Here is an 18,504-nt window from a genome sequence, read left to right as displayed (position 1 = left end):
ACTTCCTGCAAGCGATGTTACTTTTTATGAAAGGATTTTAGCTTTTCGTAGATGCCTGCCATGCGCTTTTCTTCACCTGCAATAACAGGTTTATAAAATTCTATGCCCTCAAGTTCATCTGGTAAGTATTGCTGGTCTACCCAGCCTCCAAATGTGCCGATGGGTGTATTATGTGGATATTGATAGCCGACATGTCCTAAATCTTTTGACCCTTCGTAATGAGCATCACGTAAATGATGAGGAATATCACCTGTTTTGCCTTCATGAATCGCAGCAATGGCTGCATCAATTGCTGCAATGGCTGAATTCGATTTTGAGGCTAGACACATTTCAATCACAGCATTAGCAAGCGGTATCCGTGCTTCTGGTAATCCGAGGCGTTCGGCTGCTTGGACAGCAGCTAACACATGAGGTCCAACCGTAGGATTCGCAAGCCCAATATCCTCATATGCCATGACAAGTAAGCGTCTACTAACAGCCACTAAATCGCCTATTTCTAATAAATGTGCTAAGTAATATAGGGCAGCGTTTGTATCACTACCACGTACAGATTTTTGCAAGGCAGAGAGCAGATTATAAAAATGTGAGCCCTTTTTATCGCCATAAACACCAATTCGGCTACTTAGATGCTCAATAATATGATCTGCTACAACCGTTTGACCGTCCACTTCATCACTTGCATAGTAAATGGACTCTAGCAATGTTAATGCTTTTCGTGCATCTCCGTTTGCTGCTCCAGCAATTAGCTCGATTTGTGCTGTTGTTAAGCCAAAGTGATATTTCCCTAATCCACGCCTATCATCAGCAAGTGCTTTTTGAATCAGCTCAATAATATTGTCCTTTGTCAGTCGCTTTAGCTGATAAATTTCTCCGCAGCGTGAACGAATCGCTGGATTTACATCATGATAAGGGTTTTCTGTTGTAGCACCAATTAATACAATCGAGCCATTTTCAACATGTGGCAGTAATGTATCTTGCTGTAATTTATTGAAGCGATGAATTTCATCTAAAAACAGCAGGACTTTTCCTGAGATTCTAGCTTCTTGTACAATATCCTCAACATCCTTTTTACCAGCTCGTGTGGCATTAAGGGCAAAGAAGGGAAGCTTTGAGCTGCCTGCGATGGCATTAGCAATCGATGTTTTACCGATGCCTGGTTCACCATAAAGCAACATAGAGGGTACATGTCCATTATGAATCATTTTATAAAGCGCTGTATTGGGTCCAATGAAATCCTGATGACCTACAACCTCATCAAGGGTTAAGGGACGCATGCGAAAAGCGAGTGGTTCATTGTGCACAATCATTTCTCCTTTCAGCTCTTGTACGGCTCATATAGCTATTGAAGCAACATTTATTAGTATATCATATCCTTCGAGGTGTATTTCCGAGTTATTCAAGAGGAGATTATGATATACTGTTGATAGTATTTTTGACTAGACTAATTGAGGGTGATAAAATGAAAATTTCAACAAAGGGCCGTTATGGGCTAACAATTATGATTGAATTAGCAAAACATTACGGGGAAGGTCCTATTCCTTTGCGTAAAATTGCGGCTGAAAAGGAGCTTTCTGAGGCATATTTAGAGCAATTGGTATCACCGCTTCGTAATTCAGGCTTAGTAAAAAGCGTACGTGGTGCTTATGGTGGCTATATGCTAGCAAATCCACCTAGCGAAATCTCAGCAGCACATGTCATTAGTGTATTAGAGGGACCAATTCAACCAGTAGAGGGTATTGAAAATGAAGAAGCACCGCAACGAGAGCTATGGCTACGCATTCGTGATGCTGTAAAAAATGTGTTAGATACAACAACAATTGAAGATTTAGCACAATATACGGAGGAAAATGTAGTGGAAGGCTACATGTTCTATATTTAAAATGTTTAAGTGAAGGCGTTGCTCATAATATGCTATGTTGTCTTTAGCAATATGAGCTTTAGCGCTTTTTAATTCAAAGGAGTTTTCAATATGAATTCATATATTTATCTCGATCATGCAGCCACATCCCCGATGAATGAGCAAGTCATTGAAGCGATGACGACGGCAATGCAGCAAGTGTTTGGCAATGCCTCAAGTATTCATGGGGCTGGTCGAGAGGCACGTAAATATTTAGATGATGCGCGTGAGGTATTCGCTCAGTCCATTGGTGCCAAGGCGGGAGAAATTATCTTTACAAGTGGTGGTACAGAGGCTGATAATACAGCTATTTTAGGAACTGCCTATGCTCGTGCTAAAGAAGGCAAGCATATTATTACAACACAAATTGAGCATCATGCGGTGTTGCATACTTGTGAAAAACTTGAACGTGATGGCTTTGAGGTAACATATTTACCAGTGGATAAAACGGGGCGTGTAGCTACCAGCGATGTTCAAAAGGCGCTGCGTGAAGATACAATTTTAGTGACGATTATGTATGGGAACAATGAAGTTGGCACTATTCAGCCGATTGCGGAAATTGGCGAGCTTTTACGTGATCATACAGCTACATTTCATACAGATGCGGTACAGGCTTATGGCTTAGAGGTCATAGATGTAGCTGCATTACAGGTAGATTTATTAAGCGTGACTGCCCATAAAATAAATGGTCCTAAAGGTATTGGCTTCCTTTATCAAAAAGCAGGAACGCCTTTAGCAAGCTATGCATTAGGGGGCGCACAAGAGAAGAAACGCCGTGCAGGGACAGAGAATATTCCTGCTATTATTGGCTTTGCAGCAGCCATGCAAGTTGCAAATAAGTTGCGTGAAGAAAAGCGTTCACTATACAATCACTTTAAGCAAATAATGCTTGATGTTTTTTCAAAGGAAAACTTAACATTCCATATAAATGGAAATCAGGATGCTTCACTGCCGCATATTTTAAATATTAGCTTTGAAGGCATGGAAGTGGAATCCTTTTTAGTGAATCTTGATATGGCTGGCATTTGTGCATCCAGTGGCTCAGCATGCACAGCAGGCTCCATTGATCCATCCCATGTGCTAGTTGCGATGTTTGGTCAGGGTGCGGAGGAACTTCGCAATTCTATTCGCTTTAGCTTTGGGCAGGATTTAACAACGGAGGATGTACGAAAGGCAGCTGAAAAAACGGCTAAAATCGTACAAAGACTAGCGAAAAAATAATCATAAAGTATTATAGCAATTAGATAAAAGAAAAGGTGACCACAATGAAAGAAACACGTGACCCCTCACAAATTCGTGTTGTCGTTGGCATGTCGGGTGGGGTAGATTCCTCAGTTGCTGCATATCTTTTAAAACAACAAGGGTATGAAGTAATCGGGATTTTTATGAAAAACTGGGATGATACAGACGAAAATGGTGTTTGTACAGCAACAGAAGATTATGATGATGTGATCAAAGTATGTAATCAAATTGGCATTCCATATTATGCTGTTAACTTTGAAAAACAATATTGGGATAAAGTATTCTCCTATTTTTTAGAAGAATATAAGGCGGGACGTACACCAAACCCTGATGTGATGTGCAATAAAGAGATTAAATTTAAAGCCTTTTTAGAGCATGCCATGAGCCTTGGGGCAGATTATTTAGCAACAGGTCACTATGCACGTATTGATCGTAGCAGTGATGGCGAGGTCAAAATGTTGCGCGGTGTTGATGATAATAAAGACCAAACGTATTTCTTAAATCAGCTATCACAGGAGCAGTTAGCACATGTTATGTTCCCAATTGGTGATATTGAGAAAAAAGAAGTGCGTAAAATTGCTGAAGAAGCAGGCCTTGCAACAGCTAAGAAAAAGGATTCAACAGGTATTTGCTTTATTGGTGAACGTAATTTTAAAGAATTTTTAAGTCAGTATTTACCTGCACAGCCTGGTAAAATGGAAACCATGGATGGTGTTGTAATGGGGCAGCATGATGGCTTAATGTACTATACACTTGGTCAACGTCATGGTCTTGGTATTGGTGGAGATGGTGAGCCATGGTTTGTTTTAGGAAAAGATTTAGAGCGTAATGTTCTTCTTGTAGGACAAGGCTTCCATAATGAGTATTTATATTCTTCCTCATTAACAGCTGTTAAAATGAGCTATACATCAACAAAAGCATTGCCTGGGAAATTTTCTTGTACAGCAAAATTCCGCTACCGTCAAACAGATACACCTGTGGAAGTGGAGATTTTACCAGATGGACGTGCACATATTACATTTGCAGAGCCTGTACGTGCGATTACACCAGGGCAAGCTGTTGTACTCTATCATGGAGAAGAATGTCTTGGTGGCGGCACAATTGATGAGGTCTTTAAACATAACGAAAAGCTAACATATGTTGGATAGTTTGCGTTTAGACTGCTTTTATGCATAAAAGCAGTCTTTCGCTACATAGAGGTGAATAAATAAATGGATTATAATGAACAAGGTATTCAAGCATTTCAAGAAAAGCGTTATGAGGATGCTGCCCAATTGTTTACAAAGGCAATCGAAGCAGCGCCTGATAATGCTATTGGTTATATTAATTTTGGGAATTTATTAGCTGTGTTAGAGGATACAGAGCGTGCAGAGCGTTTTTTCCAAAAGGCGATTACTGTTGATGAAACGGCAGCTACTGCTTATTATGGCTTAGCTAATTTGTATTATAATGCAGAGCGTTATGCAGAGGCGGCGAAGCTGTATGAACAAGCACTAACCTATCAAATCGAAGGTGCAGATGTTTATTATATGTTGGGAAAATGCTTTGAGCGCATGGAAAATCCAAAATTAGCACTACCATATTTACAGCGTGCGGTAGAACTTGCTCCTGACGATACACAAATTCGTTTAGCCTATGCCATTGTATTATGTGCGCTTGAAATGTTTCAGGAAGGGAAAAAGGAGCTGGATTTATTAATCGAGCAGGATTGGAATAATGCAGATGCCCACTATAATTTAGGTGTGCTTTATGCTGTATCCACGGAGCAAACAGAGGATGCCATGTATCATTTGAAGCAGGCATTTACACTACAACCTGAATATGACCAAGCACGTTATATTTACGATATGATTGCTCAGCGTTTTAACTAACTATAGAAAAAGCAGCAAGTATCACTTGGTGGACTTGCTGTTTTTTATCCCACATTAATAGGCTGTAAGACACCTCCACTAATTGAAGGTTCAATTCTTTCCTCTTTTATTTTCTCTTCAAACTTGTTAATGTATGACATGCAGGAAAGGAACAAGGTGACAACATGAATAAAGTATTTATTGCACTATTATTGGTAACAGCGCTTGCAGCAATTGAAGGAACAATTGTTAGTACCGCTATTCCAAGTATTACAGCTGATTTATTAGGTGTAGACTTAATAAGCTGGATTTATTCTGCTTACTTATTAGCCTCTGCCATTGCAGCGATTATTTTTGGTAAGCTAGCCGATTTATTTGGGCGTAAGCGGATGATTATTATAGGTATTATTATTTTTTTAATCGGCTCCATGTTATGTGGTTTAGCACAATCAATGGAGCAACTAATTGTCTTTCGCGCAATTCAGGGAATTGGTGCAGGTTCGATTTTACCTATTACATTAACAATGGTTGGCGAGCTATTCCAGACTGAAAAAGCACGAGCAAAAGGACAAAGCTATTTAAGCATGGTATGGGGCGTATCGGGTGTTGTCGGACCGTTATTTGGCGGCTTTATTGTTGACCAAGTATCATGGCATTTTATCTTTTTTATTAATGTACCATTCGGTTTAGCTTCTATTTATTTGATTGTTAAACATTATCAAGAGCAGATAGAGGCCGTGAAGCGTAAAATTGATTATCTCGGTGCGACATTATTTACAATTGGTATGGTGGCCCTTTTATATGTGATTATTGACAATAGTAAAACACAAGCTTGGTTATCAAGCCAATCACTGTTAATGTTCGGTATTGCCATTGTTTTTTTAAGCATTTTTGTATGGGTGGAGCTTCGAGCAGAGGAGCCAATTATTCCATTAACGTTGTTTAAAAATGGTCGTCTTATGGTGATTAATGCATTAACATTAAGTGCTATGTCGATTGTAATTGGCGTAACTGTTTATATTCCAATATTTGCCCAAAGTGTTCTTGGCAAAAATGCGACGCAGGCAGGTTTATTATTAACACCAATGTCTGTTTTTTGGACGGTCAACTCCATTACAGCAGGTTATTTAATCGGACGTTTAACGAATAAGCGCATTATTCAAATGGGGACGATTTTACTCATAGTAGGAGCGATTTTGCTCGCAAGATTATCTGCAGGCTCTAGTGATTACAGCGTTTATATTGGATCTTCATTAATTGGGCTTGGTATGGGCTTTATTATGCCGATGCTGATGATTTCTATTCAAAAGGTAGCTCATCCAAAGCAGCTTGGTATATCCATTGGTTTGAATTCTTTTACAAATACATTTAGCCAAGCGGTAGGTGCAGCATTATTTGGGATGATTTTTAACCTAGCAACAAGTGAAAAAATAGCTTCTTTAGAGAAGGGCGAAATTCAATTAAATGGTGAATTCGCGAAAGGCGGCTTTAGCATTGACGAAGTAAGCTTTTTAAAGGAAACGATTGCGAATGGTGTTAGCTATGTTTATATTACAGCTTTTGTATTTGCCATTTGTGCTCTTATTTTCTCCTTCTTTATCGCCACAAAATCGAAAGAGCTTAGGTAGAATCTGCATAACTTCTGCAAAAAAAGCACAAACCCTTGTTTTATGGTTTGTGCTTTTTTGCATATAGTAAGGCGAATTTTGGAGAGAAGCTTTTCGAGTGAACTCGAAAAATCTGAAAGCCATTACGCCCCAGCGTAATGGCTTTATCTATCAATCGGTAGCTGTGTTAAATATTTAGCCAGATGGGATATGGGGGTGCTGTCTAGGACAGTTGATTCAGCTTCATTTTCCTTTAAAATATTAATTTCCTTATTTAGTCGTTCCATTTTACGATCCAGTTCCGCTGCTTGTAGAGCGGCTTCCTTTAGTTCTCTACGAATATGCTCTGGTACTTCTTTGTTGTATTTATAATAAATTTTATGCTCAAGGCTTGCCCAAAAATCCATGGCAATGGTGCGAATTTGAATTTCTGTGTACACCTTTTCCATGCGATCAGACATAAAAATTGGGACTTTTATAATCAGGTGTAAGCTTTGATAGCCATTTTCTTTTGGATTGGCAATATAGTCTTTGATCTCTACAATTTCAATATCATTTTGTGCCTGTAACATAGCACTAACTTTATAAATATCTTCTACAAAGGAACATGTAATACGAGCGCCTGCTATATCACGAATATTTTCGCGAACAGCTTCTAGTGATGGATGAATGCCTCTTTTCATAATTTTAGCTAGAATACTTTTAGGTGATTTCATACGTGTTGAAACATGCTCGATTGGATTGTATTCATGAATAAGCTTAAATTCTTCTTGTAAAATATTAATTTTTGTTTCCACTTCTTGTAAAGCAAATTTATAAGCTAAAAAGAAGCGAGTTAGTTCTGTTTGAACGGATGCGAAAGATGCTACCTCATGTTCGGTTTTCATTGATTGATTCATCCTTTCCTCTAAGCATATCTCTTCTTAATTTTATTGTATGTAGAGATGCTATAAATCGCAATAAATTAGCTGAAAATTGGAAAATTTTATATGATTTAATAAGGAGATGTCCTTTATATAACTATATTCATGAGGAAAAGGTTTCGGTTAAAAAGGAGAGGAGGAAGCAAAGGGAGAAGGTAGCCCTTTGCTTTAAGCAATAATTTTAGCATTTAAGTTATAGCGTTTATTAAATTCCTCCACAAATATTTGTAAATCAATAGATGTTTCAATATAAGGTTCTGTTTCTTGATCGCGTAACAAGCCACATGTTGCTTTTAACGATTTAGAAAACTCCAACAGCATTTGCTCATTATCAAGCTGAATTTGTATAGCAAGGGAGTCATCTTTTTTATTTACTTTAAAATACTTGCCATCAATAATGCGCTCTAAATTTGTTTCTTGAAAAGGAAAAACATAGTCTTTATAAATCAGATTCATAGTATCCCGCCTTTTTTACAATATTCCACTACATCTGTATAAGGTAAATCTCCACCAAAAATGGAGAGAGCACTACCAATTGTAACATGAAGCTTACCCTGTGCTAACTCATGAAATTTTTCTAAATCCTCCAGTGAACGCACACCGCCTGCATAGGTTGTGGGGATCGATGTCCAAGCAGCTAAATCATGCACTAAGCTTTCTTGCATGCCACCCTTTTTTCCTTCCACATCTACCGCATGAATCAACAATTCATCACAAAAATTTTCAATATAGGCAATGGAGTCAGCATTTACTTCGAAATTACTAAATTTTGTCCATTTATCAGTCATGACAAACCACTTGCCGTCCCGCATTTTACAGCTTAAATCAATCACCAGATGTTCTTTGCCAATTAGCTGGCATAGTTGCTGTAAACGCGCTATATCTAGCTGACCATCATGAAAAATATAGGAAGTGACAATAACATGTGAAGCACCTGCATCAATATAGCGCTGTGCATTTTCAGTTGTAATACCACCACCAATTTGGAGGCCTTGGGGATAGGCGGCTAAGGCAGATAGAGCAGCTTCCTCATTACCTGAACCAAGCATAATTACATGTCCACCTGTTAACTGATCGTTTGCAAACATTTGAGCATAATAGCTAGCATCATAATTAGAAATAAAATTTTCCACGACTGCTTGGTTTGTATAACCGAGCGTACTTCCAACAATTTGTTTTACTTTGCCATCGTGTAAATCGATGCAAGGTCTAAATTCCAATTGCTCCACAATCCTTCCATGCAAATTCTTATTTATTTTATCATAGCATGGAAAGAATTATAAAAGCAGAGAATTGTCATTTATCGAAATAATCTGAGGATAATAGAGCGAAAATATTTTTCACACCACTATTTTGTAAAGCCTATGGTAAAATAAAAGGATTGAAAATGATACGAAAGGACGAACCGAACATGACAGACCAATTCGATTTATTTGAAATTAATAAGTTTTTTATACTCGGACGTCCAATTGTTTCCATCTTTCATAATGCACAAAATATGTATTCGATTGTGCGTGTGAAAATTCAAGAAACAAATTTGCAATATGAAGATAAAGAAATAATTGTTGTTGGTTATTTTCCACCGCTACAAATGGATGAGCAATACCGTTTTACAGGTAACTTAAAACAGCATCCCAAATATGGTGTGCAATTTCAAATTGAAACATTTACAAAGGAAGTACCAGCAACTGAGCAAGGGATTGTCCATTATTTATCGAGTGATTTATTTGTTGGCATTGGTAAAAAGACAGCCGAAACAATTGTTGATAAGCTTGGAGCCAATGCATTAAGGCTAATTTTGGAGGACCCTAATGCATTAGATGCTGTGCCACGCTTATCAGCAGAGAAAAAAGAAGTGATTCGTAGCACGATTGAGCAAAATCTTGGTTTAGAGCGTGTTATGATTCAGCTCAATGAGTGGGGCTTTGGTCCACAGCTTGGCATGAAAATTTATCAAACCTATCGTACAGAGGCAATAGAGCTACTGATGGAAAATCCATATCGTCTTATTGAAGATATTGAAGGGATTGGCTTCTTTCGAGCAGATGAGCTAGGAGCGAAGTTGGGGATTACAGGAAATCATCCTGATCGTGTCAAGGCAGCTATTTTGCATATATTAAATACAGCCGCTTTATCGGATGGACATGTTTATTTGGATGCAGAACATGTTTTACCTCTTGTGAAAGAAATGCTGGAGCAAAGTCAACAGCAGGAAATTCCATTTGAGGCTATTTCACAGGCATGTATTGAGCTACGAGAGGAAGGCAAGATATGCGGCGAAGAAACAAGATTGTATTTACCCTCTCTTTATTTTTCAGAGGTAGGTATTGCATCCAAAATAATAACGCTTATTGAACGGAATCGGAAGGCAGAACATTTTAGTAAGGATGAAATTCGCAAAGCAATTGGTGAAACAGAGGAGCTACTCAATGTCACCTACGCTGAAACACAAGCGAATGCTATTGAGCAGGCATTAAATTCAGCTGTAATGATTTTAACAGGTGGACCTGGCACTGGGAAAACAACGGTCGTACGAGGCATTGTTGAAGTCTATGCAAAGCTGCATGGGTTATCATTAAATCCAAAAGAATATGCACAAAAGGAACAGCCTTTTCCCATTATTCTTTGTGCACCAACAGGACGTGCTGCAAAACGCTTAGCTGAATCAACAGAGCTTCCTGCAATGACCATCCATCGTTTACTAGGCTTTACAGGGCAAGAAAAAGAAGAAGAAACAGAGCGGGAAGTGACGGGGAAGCTCATTATTGTGGATGAGATGTCAATGGTTGATACATGGCTTGCCCATCAGCTATTAAAAGCCTTACATGAGGATGTACAGGTTGTCTTTGTTGGCGATCAAGATCAGCTCCCACCAGTAGGTCCTGGGCAGGTGCTAAAGGATTTATTAGCATCGCAACAATTACCAACGGTTGAATTAACGGATGTTTATAGGCAGGCAGAAGGCTCAACGATTATTGAACTAGCCCATCAAATAAAAAAAGGTACGATTCCTAATAATTTAACGGTGAAAACAACGGATCGTTCATTTATTAAAGCATCAGCCGATCAAGTGGCAAATGTCGTTACGCAAGTGGTCAAAAGCGCTGTTGCAAAAGGACAAGAAATTCGTAATATTCAAGTGCTTGCGCCTATGTATAAGGGACCAGCTGGCATTGATAATTTAAATAAAATGATTCAAGAGCTGATTAATCCTAATGATACAGGTACACGCAAAGAGCTTATTTTTGGCGATACAACCTATCGCATCAAAGACAAAGTGCTACAGCTTGTCAATCAGCCAGAAAGCAATGTTTTTAATGGAGATATGGGAGAAGTTGTTAGTATTATTAAAGCCAAAGAAACGATTGAGAAGCAGGATTTACTTGTTGTATCCTTTGATGGCATCGAGGTTACTTACCAGCGCAGTGATTTGAATCAGCTAACACTCGCTTATTGCTGCTCTATCCATAAATCGCAGGGCTCTGAGTTTCAGACTGTGATTATGCCTGTTGTCAGAGGCTATTCGAAAATGCTACGCCGCAATCTTTTATATACAGGTATTACAAGAGCGAAAAATTTCTTGATTTTATGTGGGGAGCCTGATGTGCTGGCAGATGGCTTACAGCGTACAGATGACCTTCAGCGCTTTACATCCTTGCGTGCACGACTCAATCCAATGGATATAACGGAAGAGGTAGTGACAGTAGAGGCTATTGCTGTAGAGGGTGTAGATCGAAAGGAGCCAGCATCCGCGGACTATAGGCTTACTGTCGAAACTGCCCCTTCTATTCATCCAATGATTGGTATGGATCATGTATCACCCTATGATTTTTTAGATGACTAACATTGTTTTAAGATAAACCCGATTAGCATATAGCTGATCGGGTCAGACTGTAGACAAACTCAATGAATTTTGAGTTTGCCTACAGTCTTTTTTCTTTTACAATAAAATAAAGTAAAGCCGTTGATTTCCACTACGGGCGGACGCTTTCCGCGGGCGGGGTCGAGCTGCTTCCCTCGCTTCGCTCAGTCCAGGATCTCGACTTTCCCGCTTTTCCCGCAGGAGTCGCCACCCTTCGTTCCAATCAACTTCTACATAAAGAATTCCTTATTCATCTATTGATAAAAAGTACACTTTCGAGGTGATCAACCATGATGACAAAAAATCAAATCAATGAACGTGAACAATTAGAAATGCTAACGATTGATCAATTAGTTCCCCAAGATCATTTAGTGCGAAAACTAGAGGCGGCTATTGATTTTTCATTTATCTATCCTTTAGTAGAAAATCTCTACTCTGCTAAAGGACGCCCTAGTATTGATCCTGTTGTTCTCTTTAAAATGACGTTTATTCAGTACGTTTTTGGTATACGGTCCATGCGTCAAACCATCAAAGAAATTGAAACGAATATGGCGTATCGTTGGTTTTTAGGATTTGGCTTCCATACAGAAGTCCCGCATTTCTCTACCTTCGGTAAAAATTATGTCCGTCGCTTTCAAGACACTGATATATTTGAGCAGATATTCTATCGTATATTAAAAGAGATTATGCATCAAGGACTCCTCCATGCAGACCATTTATTTATCGATTCCACGCATGTGAAAGCGAGTGCGAATAAACGAAAGTATGATAAAAAAGTTGTGCGAAAAGAAACACGGGCTTATGAAGAGAAACTTCAATTAGAGTTAAATATGGATCGTGAGGAACACGGAAAAAAGCCCTTTCCCCCGGAGAAGTTTGAAAAGGAAGAATGGAAAGAAATAAAGGAAAGCACGACAGATCCTGAAAGTGGCTATTACGTGAAGGATGAACGTACGAAGCAGTTTGCGTATTCTTTTCATGCAGCGACAGATGAAAAGGGCTTTGTCTTGGGTGCCATTGTAACTCCGGGAAATGTGCACGATAGTCATGTATTACAGCCACTTGTGGAAAAAGTCATTGAAAACGTTCAAAAACCATTAGCTGTTGCGGCAGATGCAGCCTATAAAACACCAGCGATTACGAATTTTTTATTAGAGAATCAAATGTTGCCTGTTCTTCCTTATACACGTCCTAAAACGAAAGATGGATTCTTCCGAAAGCATGAGTATATATATGATGAGCACTATAATTGTTATCTTTGTCCACAAGGACAGATATTGAAGTATACGACAACGACTAAAGAAGGGTATCGTCAATATAAATCGAATCCTTTGATTTGTGCGAAGTGTCCAAGCCTTTCCCAATGTACAGAAAGTAAGCATCATCAAAAACTCATTCAACGCCATATTTGGGAGTCGTATGTGGAGGAAGCTGAACATTTACGCCATTCCTATGACATCAAACAGATTTATGCAAAGCGCAAAGAAACGATTGAGCGTGTATTTGCGGATGCAAAAGAAAAGCATGGTATGCGTTGGACAACCTTAAGAGGTCTAAAAAAATTGTCCATGCAGGCGATGCTTACTTTTGCTGCCATGAATTTAAAGAAACTGGCTACTTGGACGTGGCAGGCAGCTTAAGAAGGTAGCTATGCTCGAAGAGTATGTTGAATTTGGTAGTATATTACCAAATGTTAAAGATAAAATAGGAAGAAAAATGACAAAAGCCCATCGAGAGTGAACCTCTCGATGGCTTTTGTCTACAGTCTGACCCGATTAGCATATAGCTGATCGGGTTTTGCAATTCACCTACTATTTAGTTATTTCATATACTACATGAGTACAAAAACATAGAACTATTTAGGGGTGACAGCATGCCAATTCGAACAGGACAGCAATATATTGACCGTATTGATGCTTTAAAGTCGTATATTTCAATTGATGGGGACGTTATAACAGGGAAGGTGTCAGAGCATCCAGCCTTTAAAGGGGTTATGCAAAGTCAAGCGAAGCTCTTTGATTTACAACATCAGCAGGAGCTGCTTGAAACAATGACCTATGAATCGCCAACTAGTAAAGAGAGAGTCGGGATGTCCTTTCTTCAAGTGATAACGCCAGAAGACCTTGTAAAAAGGCGTTATGCTGCACAAGAATGGGCCTTATGTTCACATGGTTTTATGGGCAGAAGTCCTGATTATATGAATACAACATTAATGGCATTAGCCTCAGCATCCGACTTTTTAAAAGATAAGCCAAATTGTTTTCCAGAGCATTTACAACAGTTTTATGAGGATGCTCGTGAGCATGATTTAACAATGACACATACCTTTATAGAGCCTCAGGTTAATCGTAAACGGCTTTATTTTGAAGATGAAGAAGTAACCATTGCTGCTAAAATTGTTGGCAAAACAAGCAAGGGATTAGTGATAAAAGGGGCAAGGTTGCTTGCAACACAAGGCGGAATTACCGATGAACTGCTTGTCTTATCAACAAATGGCTATGATGAATGGAAAGCTTTTGGCTTTTCTATACCAAGTAATACGGAAGGTCTAAAGTTTTTATGTCGACAATCTTTTGTTGGTGGGGATTCGATCTTTGATCATCCATTGAGTGCTCGTTTTGAAGAAATGGATGCCATTGTTGTATTTGATAATGTTGTTGTCCCTTGGGAACGTGTTTTTTATTATGAAAATGTGGATGTTGCAAATCATTTTATGGATGTTAGCGGCTTTAAAGCCTATACATTACATCAGGTGCTTTCTCGTCAAATTGCGAAAACGGAATTTGTGCTAGGCGTTGTGCAGTCCATTGTCGATACCATTAATATTGGCGATTATCAGCATGTACAGCAAAAAGTGGTCGATATTATCGTCACGCTTGAAACGATGAAAGCATTGCTAATAAAATCTGAAATCGAAGCACAGCGAGATCAATTTGGGTTTGTTCGACCAAACCTAGCGACACTTCAAGTTGCTATTCAAATTTTTCCGAAAGCATATCCGACCTTTACGGAAATCATTCAATTACTTGGCGCAAGTGGCTTAATGTCTATACCAAGTGCACAAGCATTTGCCAAGGATGAGGGTAATCTTGCACACTACTTACAATCATTTCAGGATGATGGGGAGAAGCGGGTTCAAAAATTCCGTTTAGCTTGGGATTTAACAATGAGTAGCTTTGGTACAAGACAAACATTGTATGAACGCTTTTTCTTTGGCGATCCTGTTCGTTTATCATCTATGCTTTATCAAACCTATAATCGTATGCATTTAGTGCAAAGAGTAGAGGATTTTTTAAACAGCGATTAATTGCTCAAGATATAGAAGCATTCATTATCATTGTGCTGATTGACAGTGGAACTTATTTTTTTTATAATTTTCGGTAGAGCTATAGTAAAAACGATGATGGAACAAGTACGTATTTGTGCGTGTAGAAGAAAGGGATTTCTTGGCTGAAAAAATCCTCACAATAGCAAATACCGAAAGCTACTCCAGAGTGCAGCTAATCCCTGCCGTTCACTGACGTTACAAGTGCTAGAGAGGTAAGCATTTTTGCATGCTTACAACTAGGGTGGTACCGCGAGATTGTTACAAGTCCTCGTCCCTTTATTGGGATGAGGGCTTTTTTGCATATCTATCGTATTTTTACAAAACATTTTAGGAGGAATTTTTTTCATGAAAGCAGTAGATATTCGTCGTATGTATTTAGAATTCTTTAAAGAAAAAGGGCATCATCATGAGCCATCAGCACCGCTTGTGCCCATTAATGATCCATCATTGCTGTGGATTAACTCAGGTGTTGCTACATTAAAGCCATATTTTGATGGACGTGTGATTCCTGATAATCCACGTATTACCAATGCGCAAAAATCCATTCGTACAAATGATATTGAAAACGTAGGGAAAACAGCGCGTCACCATACATTTTTTGAAATGCTAGGGAATTTTTCGATTGGCGATTATTTCAAAAAGGAAGCAATTCACTATGCTTGGGAGTTTTTAACGGATAAAAAGTGGATGGGCTTTGACCCTGAGCTATTATCCATTACACTTCATCCTGAGGATCAGGAAGCTTACGATGTTTGGCATAAGGAAATTGGCATTCCAGAAGAGCGTTTAATTCGTTTAGAAGGAAACTTTTGGGATATTGGTGAAGGTCCATCAGGTCCAAACTCGGAGATTTTTTATGACCGTGGCGAAGAATATGGTTCAGATGAAAATGATCCAGAAATGTATCCCGGTGGAGAAAATGAGCGCTATCTTGAAATTTGGAACCTAGTGTTCTCACAATTTAACCACAATCCTGATGGCACTTACACGCCACTACCAAAGCAAAATATTGATACTGGTATGGGCTTAGAGCGTATTGTATCCGTTGTGCAAAATGTACCAACAAACTTTGATACGGATTTATTTATGCCGATTATTGAAAAAATTGAGGAATTTGCTAACCGTCAATATAAGCGTCCAGATGAAGTAGATTTAAATGAAATCTTTGGCTCAGAAGAGGATATTAATACACCATTTAAAGTGATTGCAGACCATATTCGTACAGTGGCGTTTGCGATTGGGGATGGTGCGCTTCCATCCAATGAAGGCCGTGGCTATGTATTGCGTCGCTTATTACGCCGCGCTGTTCGTTATGCAAAACAAATCGGTATTGAAAAGCCATTTATGTTTGAACTAGTGCCAACTGTGGGTAAAATTATGGAAGACTTCTATCCAGAGGTAACGGAAAAATGTGAATTTATTCAACGTGTTATTAAAAATGAAGAAATTCGCTTCCATGAAACATTAGACGGTGGTCTTGCCATTTTTAATGAGGTTGTAGAATCACAAAAAGCAGCTGGACATGATTATATTCCAGGTGCAGATGCTTTCCGTTTATATGATACGTATGGCTTCCCAATTGAATTAACGGAGGAGTATGCAGAAGAAGTAGGCATGAAGGTTGACCATGAAGGCTTTGAGGCAGCAATGGAGGAACAACGTGAACGTGCGCGTGCAGCTCGCCAAGATGTTGATTCGATGCAAGTGCAAAATGAAGTATTAGCAAACTTAACGGTTGCAAGTGAATTTGTTGGTTATGATACATTAACAGCAAATACAGAAATCGCGGCGTTGATTGTTGATGGTCAAGTAGCAAAAGTTGCCTCAGAGGGTCAGGAAGCGCTTGTTATTTTAGCAGAAACACCATTCTATGCTGAAATGGGTGGTCAAATTGCTGATAGTGGTACTATTTCTAACGATAGCTTTACAGCTGTTGTGAAGGATGTACAAAAGGCACCAAATGGACAGCCGCTTCATACTGTAGTTGTTGAATCTGGCGAAATGCATGTGGAAGATGCAGTCATAGCCGTTGTCAATCGTGATGACCGCAATTTAATTATTAAAAACCATACAGCAACACATATTATGCAGCGCGCATTAAAAGATGTATTAGGCGACCATGTCAATCAAGCTGGTTCATATGTAGGGCCTGATCGTTTACGCTTTGACTTCTCACACTTCGGGCAAGTAACAAAAGAGGAATTACAGCAAATTGAACGTATTGTCAATGAAAAAGTGTGGGATGATATAGAGATCGTAATTGAAGAAATGGGCATTGACGAAGCAAAGGCAAAAGGCGCAATGGCATTATTCGGTGAAAAATATGGCGATATTGTACGTGTTGTATCCATTGGAGAGTATTCAATTGAGCTATGTGGTGGTATTCATGTTAAACGCTCTTCTGAAATTGGCTTCTTTAAAATTGTGTCAGAGGGTGGTATCGGTGCAGGTACGCGCCGTATTGAAGCAGTAACAGGTAAAGTGGCTTATGAAACAATAAAAGAGGAAGAAGCATTATTAAATGATGCAGCAGCATTATTAAAGGCAAATCCGAAAGATATTGTGACAAAAGTACAAGCGTTACAAGCTGACTATAAAGAATTGCAACGTGAAAATGAAGCATTATCTCAAAAAATTGCCAATGCGCAAGCTGGTGCAATTGTTGATGCAGCTCAAACATTTGGTGATGTGACAGTGCTAGCTACAAAGGTAGAGGCAAAGGATAATAATCAACTGCGTCAAATGATGGATGACTTAAAAGCGAAAATGCCAAAAGCCGTAATTGTCCTTGGAGCAGTTGATGGTGACAAAGTTATGCTATGTGCAGGCATATCAAAAGATTTAGTTGGTGGCAATTATCATGCAGGAAATATTGTGAAAATGGTAGCTGAAGCTTGTGGTGGTAAAGGCGGCGGTCGTCCAGATATGGCGATGGCAGGCGCAAAAGATGCATCAAAACTTGATGAAGCACTACTTTCTGTGTATGATTATGTTAAATCCATTTAATTAATTCACCAAAACATGTTATAATAAAGAGAAATTGGAGATGAGCTTTGTTTGCACATCTCCTTATTTCTGAAAGCGAGGTGCTGGTCATGAGTTCATTTGATCAAACGATGAAATTTAATTTTCCAGAAGAATCAATGGAACAGGAAGTCAAGCAGGTAATGTTGAAAGTACATTCTTCATTAGAGGAAAAGGGATATAATCCTATCAATCAGATTGTTGGTTACTTACTTTCTGGTGATCCGGCGTATATTCCTCGCCATCAGGATGCTCGTAATTTAATTCGCAAGCTTGAACGTGATGAAATTTTAGAAGAGCTTGTTAAATTTTATATTAAAAAGAATAACGAGGACTAGAAATGAGAATTATGGGATTAGACGTTGGGTCAAAAACCGTTGGCGTTGCTGTTAGCGATGCATTAGGGTGGACTGCCCAAGGTATTGAAACCGTAAAAATTGATGAAGCTAACGAAGAATTCGGCATTGAACGTATAGCCCAGTTAGTAAAGGAGTATGCTATTACAGAATTTGTTGTAGGATATCCTAAAAACATGAATAATACGGTTGGACCACGTGGAGAGGCTTCTGAGCACTATAAAAAACTATTAGAAGAACATTTTTCTCTACCGGTTACATTATGGGATGAACGTTTAACAACAATGGCAGCTGAACGTATGCTAATTGAAGCGGACGTGAGTCGCAAAAAGCGTAAGCAGGTCATTGATAAAATGGCGGCTGTGATGATTTTACAAGGCTACTTAGATAGCAAAAATTAATTGATGAGGTGACA

At 38.9% G+C, this 18,504-nt stretch carries 15 protein-coding genes and 1 other annotated feature; of the genes, 11 read left to right on the top strand and 4 right to left on the bottom strand.

The window, feature by feature from the left end; genetic code table 11:
- Positions 1–17: 17 nt before the first annotated feature.
- Positions 18–1,301 carry a replication-associated recombination protein A gene (locus MHB42_RS12930; RefSeq protein WP_340806643.1) on the bottom strand — a complete coding sequence of 428 codons (1,284 nt, stop codon included), beginning with the start codon at positions 1,299–1,301 and terminating at the stop codon, positions 18–20.
- 158 nt (positions 1,302–1,459) lie between these two features.
- Here MHB42_RS12930 and cymR point away from each other — a divergent pair, with 158 nt between their 5' ends.
- From cymR to MHB42_RS12905, 5 genes are all read left to right on the top strand, one after another.
- A complete protein-coding gene (cymR, locus tag MHB42_RS12925) occupies positions 1,460–1,879 on the top strand; it encodes a cysteine metabolism transcriptional regulator CymR (protein WP_004226809.1) in 420 nt (139 codons plus the stop codon).
- Between the two features lie 90 nt (positions 1,880–1,969).
- Positions 1,970–3,118, top strand: a complete 1,149-nt coding sequence (locus tag MHB42_RS12920; protein WP_340806642.1) for a cysteine desulfurase family protein — start codon at positions 1,970–1,972, stop codon at positions 3,116–3,118.
- 44 nt (positions 3,119–3,162) lie between these two features.
- Complete coding sequence (gene mnmA, locus MHB42_RS12915; protein WP_340806641.1) at positions 3,163–4,287, top strand: tRNA 2-thiouridine(34) synthase MnmA; 1,125 nt, start codon at positions 3,163–3,165, stop codon at positions 4,285–4,287.
- 63 nt (positions 4,288–4,350) lie between these two features.
- A complete protein-coding gene (locus tag MHB42_RS12910; RefSeq protein ID WP_340806640.1) occupies positions 4,351–5,010 on the top strand; it encodes a tetratricopeptide repeat protein in 660 nt (219 codons plus the stop codon).
- A gap of 164 nt (positions 5,011–5,174) precedes the next feature.
- Entirely contained in the window at positions 5,175–6,617 is a 1,443-nt protein-coding gene (locus MHB42_RS12905) for a DHA2 family efflux MFS transporter permease subunit (protein ID WP_340806639.1), read from the top strand.
- 143 nt (positions 6,618–6,760) lie between these two features.
- On the opposite strand, the gene MHB42_RS12900 is transcribed toward MHB42_RS12905, so the two are convergent.
- The 3 genes from MHB42_RS12900 to hisA form a co-directional block, all read right to left on the bottom strand.
- Positions 6,761–7,483 (bottom strand): GTP pyrophosphokinase, encoded by a 723-nt coding sequence (locus MHB42_RS12900; RefSeq protein ID WP_340806637.1) that lies wholly within the window; start codon positions 7,481–7,483, stop codon positions 6,761–6,763.
- 204 nt (positions 7,484–7,687) lie between these two features.
- Positions 7,688–7,975, bottom strand: coding sequence for a hypothetical protein (locus MHB42_RS12895; protein ID WP_340806636.1), 288 nt, complete (start codon positions 7,973–7,975; stop codon positions 7,688–7,690).
- Positions 7,972–8,739, bottom strand: coding sequence for a phosphoribosylformimino-5-aminoimidazole carboxamide ribotide isomerase (hisA, locus tag MHB42_RS12890; protein ID WP_340808596.1), 768 nt, complete (start codon positions 8,737–8,739; stop codon positions 7,972–7,974). The genes MHB42_RS12895 and hisA overlap by 4 nt, the downstream gene beginning before the upstream one ends.
- A 191-nt stretch (positions 8,740–8,930) precedes the next feature.
- Here hisA and recD2 point away from each other — a divergent pair, with 191 nt between their 5' ends.
- The 6 genes from recD2 (at position 8,931) to ruvX (ending at position 18,490) form a co-directional block, all read left to right on the top strand.
- The gene (gene recD2, locus MHB42_RS12885; RefSeq protein ID WP_340806635.1) at positions 8,931–11,363 is read left to right on the top strand and encodes an SF1B family DNA helicase RecD2; all 2,433 of its coding nucleotides are present in this window, start codon (positions 8,931–8,933) and stop codon (positions 11,361–11,363) included.
- Positions 11,364–11,671: 308 nt separating this feature from the next.
- Positions 11,672–13,021, top strand: coding sequence for an IS1182 family transposase (locus MHB42_RS12880; protein WP_339280244.1), 1,350 nt, complete (start codon positions 11,672–11,674; stop codon positions 13,019–13,021).
- 233 nt (positions 13,022–13,254) lie between these two features.
- On the top strand, positions 13,255–14,688 hold the full coding sequence (hpaB, locus tag MHB42_RS12875; protein WP_340806634.1) for a 4-hydroxyphenylacetate 3-monooxygenase, oxygenase component: 1,434 nt from the start codon (positions 13,255–13,257) through the stop codon (positions 14,686–14,688).
- A gap of 84 nt (positions 14,689–14,772) precedes the next feature.
- Positions 14,773–14,988: a binding site (T-box leader), on the top strand.
- Between the two features lie 66 nt (positions 14,989–15,054).
- Positions 15,055–17,715 (top strand): alanine--tRNA ligase, encoded by a 2,661-nt coding sequence (gene alaS, locus MHB42_RS12870; RefSeq protein ID WP_340806633.1) that lies wholly within the window; start codon positions 15,055–15,057, stop codon positions 17,713–17,715.
- Between the two features lie 89 nt (positions 17,716–17,804).
- Positions 17,805–18,071, top strand: coding sequence for an IreB family regulatory phosphoprotein (locus tag MHB42_RS12865; RefSeq protein WP_004226839.1), 267 nt, complete (start codon positions 17,805–17,807; stop codon positions 18,069–18,071).
- Positions 18,072–18,073: 2 nt separating this feature from the next.
- Entirely contained in the window at positions 18,074–18,490 is a 417-nt protein-coding gene (gene ruvX, locus MHB42_RS12860; protein WP_340806627.1) for a Holliday junction resolvase RuvX, read from the top strand.
- The last annotated feature ends 14 nt before the right edge of the window (positions 18,491–18,504 follow it).

The sequence above is a fragment of the Lysinibacillus sp. FSL K6-0232 genome, from assembly GCF_038008325.1.
Taxonomy (GTDB): Bacteria; Bacillota; Bacilli; order Bacillales_A; family Planococcaceae; genus Lysinibacillus.
Note: the sequence above shows the minus strand (reverse complement) of the source record. Positions and strands in the feature narration are given on the sequence as shown.